Source organism: Okeania sp. SIO3B5 (assembly GCF_010692555.1).
GTDB lineage: Bacteria > Cyanobacteriota > Cyanobacteriia > Cyanobacteriales > Microcoleaceae > Okeania.
In genome coordinates this window covers 1-4,098 of record NZ_JAAHHG010000722.1, presented here as the reverse complement: position 1 = coordinate 4,098, position 4,098 = coordinate 1, and the positions used below count along the sequence as shown (strand labels likewise).

Annotated in this window: 2 protein-coding genes; one reads left to right on the top strand and one right to left on the bottom strand. The window is 39.7% G+C overall.

Annotated elements, in window-relative coordinates; genetic code table 11:
• The first annotated feature begins 324 nt into the window (after positions 1 to 324).
• Complete coding sequence (locus F6K54_RS41510; protein WP_293090332.1) at positions 325 to 1,743, top strand: FG-GAP-like repeat-containing protein; 1,419 nt, start codon at positions 325 to 327, stop codon at positions 1,741 to 1,743.
• A gap of 234 nt (positions 1,744 to 1,977) precedes the next feature.
• On the opposite strand, the gene F6K54_RS41505 is transcribed toward F6K54_RS41510, so the two are convergent.
• Positions 1,978 to 3,003 carry a glycerophosphodiester phosphodiesterase family protein gene (locus F6K54_RS41505; protein WP_293090331.1) on the bottom strand — a complete coding sequence of 342 codons (1,026 nt, stop codon included), beginning with the start codon at positions 3,001 to 3,003 and terminating at the stop codon, positions 1,978 to 1,980.
• Positions 3,004 to 4,098: the final 1,095 nt, after the last annotated feature.

Sequence of the window (4,098 nt, the reverse complement as noted above, 5' to 3'; positions counted from 1 at the left end):
AGCGTGATCAAACACTTTTTCTCATGAGCGCCTTTTCTTCCCTTCTGCCTCCCCCTCCTGGGAGGGGTTAGGGGTGGGTTGCCTCCTGCCTTCGGACCTCCAAAGTGTAAGTATTCAACCGGACATGATATAATTGCTGTTTGCGTAGCATTCCGTAGGAATAGCTGACTGCTGATAGCTGAATGCTTACCATCATTCAGGAAGGTTGTAGATTAAAATTCTTGTTGATTTATAAACAAATTATTAAATTTGGCAGTTCGAGAGAACTTTTGGTTTACTTTACCTAGCGATAAAGAAAAAAAGTAAAGGAGAATAATTTCTATCATGTTGCATTTAAGATGGCTACAGAAAACAAATGTAGCTGAAACTACAATAGCGAATGAATTTAATCCTTCGCCACAACCAAAACAAACTTTGGGTAAATTTTTTCAGGTTGTGCTGGCAGTGGTAATGGCAGTTGCGATGTTTGTAATGCCGATACAAACAGTCAATGCTACTCCGATGATTGAGTTCACTGACTCACAGCAAGCTTTAGGGAATTCCAGTAGCTATGGTGTAAGTTTAGCAGATGTGGATGGAGATGGCAACACGGATGCTTTTGTTGCTAATCGTGGTGAAAACAAAGTTTGGTTAAATGATGGTAGCGGCCAATTCACTGACTCACAGCAAGCTTTAGGGAATTCCAATAGCGCAGATGTGAGTTTAGCAGATGTGGATGGAGATGGCGATACGGATGCTTTTGTTGCTAATGGTGGTGAGCCTAACAAAGTTTGGTTAAATGATGGTAGTGGCCAATTCACTGACTCACAGCAAGCTTTAGGGAATTCCAGTAGCTATGGTGTAAGTTTAGCAGATGTGGATGGAGATGGCGACACAGATGCTTTTGTTGCTAATCTTCGTCAGCCTAACAAAGTTTGGTTAAATGATGGTAGCGGCCAATTCACTGACTCACAGCAAGCTTTAGGGAATTCCAATAGCTATGGTGTAAGTTTAGCAGATGTGGATGGAGATGGCGACACGGATGCTTTTGTTACTAATTTTGGTGAGCCTAACAAAGTTTGGTCAAATGATGGTAGCGGTCAATTCACTGACTCACAGCAAGCTTTAGGGAATTCCAATAGCGCAGATGTGAGTTTAGCAGATGTAGATGGAGATGGCGACACGGATGCTTTTGTTGCTAATAATAAGAGTGAGCCTAACAAAGTTTGGTTAAATGATGGTAGCGGTCAATTCACTGACTCACAGCAAGCTTTAGGGCATTCCAGTAGCGTAGGTGTGAGTTTAGCAGATGTAGATGGAGATGGCGACACGGATGCTTTTGTTGCTAATTTGAATGAGCCTAACAAAGTTTGGTTAAACAACTTCGATCAATATCTTCCCACCAACCTCACACTCAACAACACTGCCCCCGATCTCAAGGATACTTTTATCTACCAATTAGTCAGCGGAGAGGGAGACACTGATAACTCAGCCTTTACTATAGATGGAAACCAACTAAAAATCAAAGATTCACCAGACTATGAAACAGAGTCTAACTATAGTATTCGAGTCCAAACTACTGACTCGGAGGGAGGAACTTTCCAGAAGACATTTAGCATCAAAGTTAACGACCTCAACGATCCTCCCACCAACCTCACACTCAGCAACACCACTATCGACGAAAACGTACCAGCCAAAAGTTTAGTGGGAATATTCTCTACCACCGACCCTGATGATAACAAATTAGACAGCGTTCAACAATAGACATCTCCAGAAAAGAGGGAATAGGGAATAGGGAATAGGGAACCCACCCCTCGCCCCTCCCCCTCCCAGGAGGGGAAAATAATTGATAATTTCTGTAGGATAATTGATTCTTTCTCCCTACTGCCTACTGCCTACTCCCTGTTTTGGAGCTCTATACCTATTAAGGCGTTGACAATTAATTGGGGACTATCAAATTCCTCAGTATTATTAGGGTTGAGTGTGAGGAAACGCTCTTCATCCCGCAAAGTGTAGGGGTTCTTCTAAAGATAAATCCTGTTCATCAAAGAATGTAGGGTGTTTGGTTTCAGGATAGATGCCAACTTCAACTCCTGTTTCTGCTTCTACTTTTTGAACGAGTTCGATGACTTCTTCTAATGTCGGAATCTCAAATAACCCATCAAAGTTAATGTCTCGGTAGTCGCGAGATTGAACTGTGCGTAGTTGTTTGATTTCTGCTAGGGTAAAGTCTTCAGCAAAATAACCAGTTTTTTCTTCACCGTCAAGAATTTTGGTGCTTTGGCGTTCTGGACTAAATACTTCAGCAACGTTAGTGGTATCATCTAGCAGTGGTTCGTGACGAGCGATAAGTACACCGTCGGAAGTAGTTACGAGGTCGGGTTCGATGAAGTCTGCACCTGCGGCGATCGCTGCTTCATAAGCTGCTAGGGTATGTTCTGGCAAATCTCCGCTTGCACCTCTGTGGGCAATAACTAGAGGATCTTGGCCATTAAGGGTATTGAGTTCGATCGGGTTGGGTGTGGCAATAGGAGCTTCTAATAAAGTTCCGGTACTATCGAAGTGTAGGATATAAGGTCCGAATTCGTCTCCGATCCAAATATCTCCATTATTATCGATAACAAAAGATTCTATATCAAAGTCTGCTCCAGTTAAGAGGCGATCATTTGTACCTTCATTGACAATGTCGAAAGGTATGACATCATTTGGATCTGCTAGTTGAATAAAATCTTGAACGTCAACAGTAGCATCACCTTCTTCTGCTCCAGCAAAGTCGGGGTCAACTTGATATAGTCTGAGCAAATAATCTGCACTATTTCCTTGAGAACCGAAACCATTGTCAGAGAGAAACCAATAAGTACTACTATCTTCGCTACTAGGGGCAAATTGAACGCCACTAAAACCTTGGACTGGTTGACTATCAAATGGTGTTTCTCGATTATCTGTATTAATGAAGTTTCCGGATGGGGGGCCTTCTGCGAATGTGTCTGCTGGTAATACAGCAAATCCTGTTAATTCTGCCATTTGATTCTCCTCTCACCTTAAAATTGATGTTTTAGATTGATTTTTTCTTTGGAAATTTGATCAAAAAAAGTTTTATCTAAGGCATAAAAATACAGTTCAATAAATATGCCTTGTAGTTGATTTTTAGGAATCAATCTAAATCCAAATATCTGAACAAGCTGAAATGTCTATTTGACTGTTTAAGCTTCGATCTAATAAATCAATTGGAAATTTTTACTAATTCCCAGCACATTTTATTGGGTGAAGATTAAATCAATATTTCCAGGAGGTTAAGAAAAGATTTTTTTCGGTTAAAGAAATAGTTAAATTACAGAAAATAGGAAATATTTTATCTATATTTTTTAGAATTTTTTAGGCTACAAAAAGAAAACAGGACTTAAACAAAATAGTTAATTATACACCATTTTTAGGGGATTAACGGTCGTCCACTATATGATGGCAAAGCTTTATTAATTGTCTTACTACAAAAGTTGCCTGGGTGCATCTCATCTATTTGCAAAAATACTTTTTTCCTATATATTTCCTATTCCCTATTCCCTGTTGCCTATTCCCTGTTGCTTGTTACCTGTTGCCTAAAAGCCATAAATTTTTGGCTTTATTCAAACATTGAGATGCACCCAGTTGCCTCCCTTGCCCTTAAAGTCAGTTGTTAATTTAAATACTGTCTTTAAGAAGAGAGTCTTGTTGCTGATAGCTGACAGCTAATAGTTGAATGCTTACAATATTGTTTTTTTGTAAATCAATAAAAATTAGTATTTTAGGTTAATTTATATCAACTTACTGCTATAGTAGAGATTTTTTTTAATGTCTGACTATAGAAATTTGCACCTCAGCTATCAGTCTGATTTTTTTGATATTGAAAAATACAGAGATAACTGAACTTTTACCGAAAAATTGTGGTTTAAACCTTTTAAGAGAGAGGTAATTATTAATTATTAATTAGGGTTTGCTGAAAAAGTCTTATGGGTGAGGGCAGGAGACAACCCACCCCTAACCCCTCCCAGGAGGGGAAGACAGGAGTCAACCCACCCATCGCCCCTCCCAGGAGAAATGGGAATTATGGAGGATATAGTAGGAAGAATAGTCCCAAAGATG

What these genes read in the sequence shown, in the direction of transcription:
- F6K54_RS41510 (WP_293090332.1), top strand. Translation starts at nt 325, where the DNA reads ATGTTGCATTTAAGATGGCTACAGAAAACAAATGTAGCTGAAACTACA.
- F6K54_RS41505 (WP_293090331.1), bottom strand. Translation starts at nt 3,003, where the DNA reads ATGGCAGAATTAACAGGATTTGCTGTATTACCAGCAGACACATTCGCA.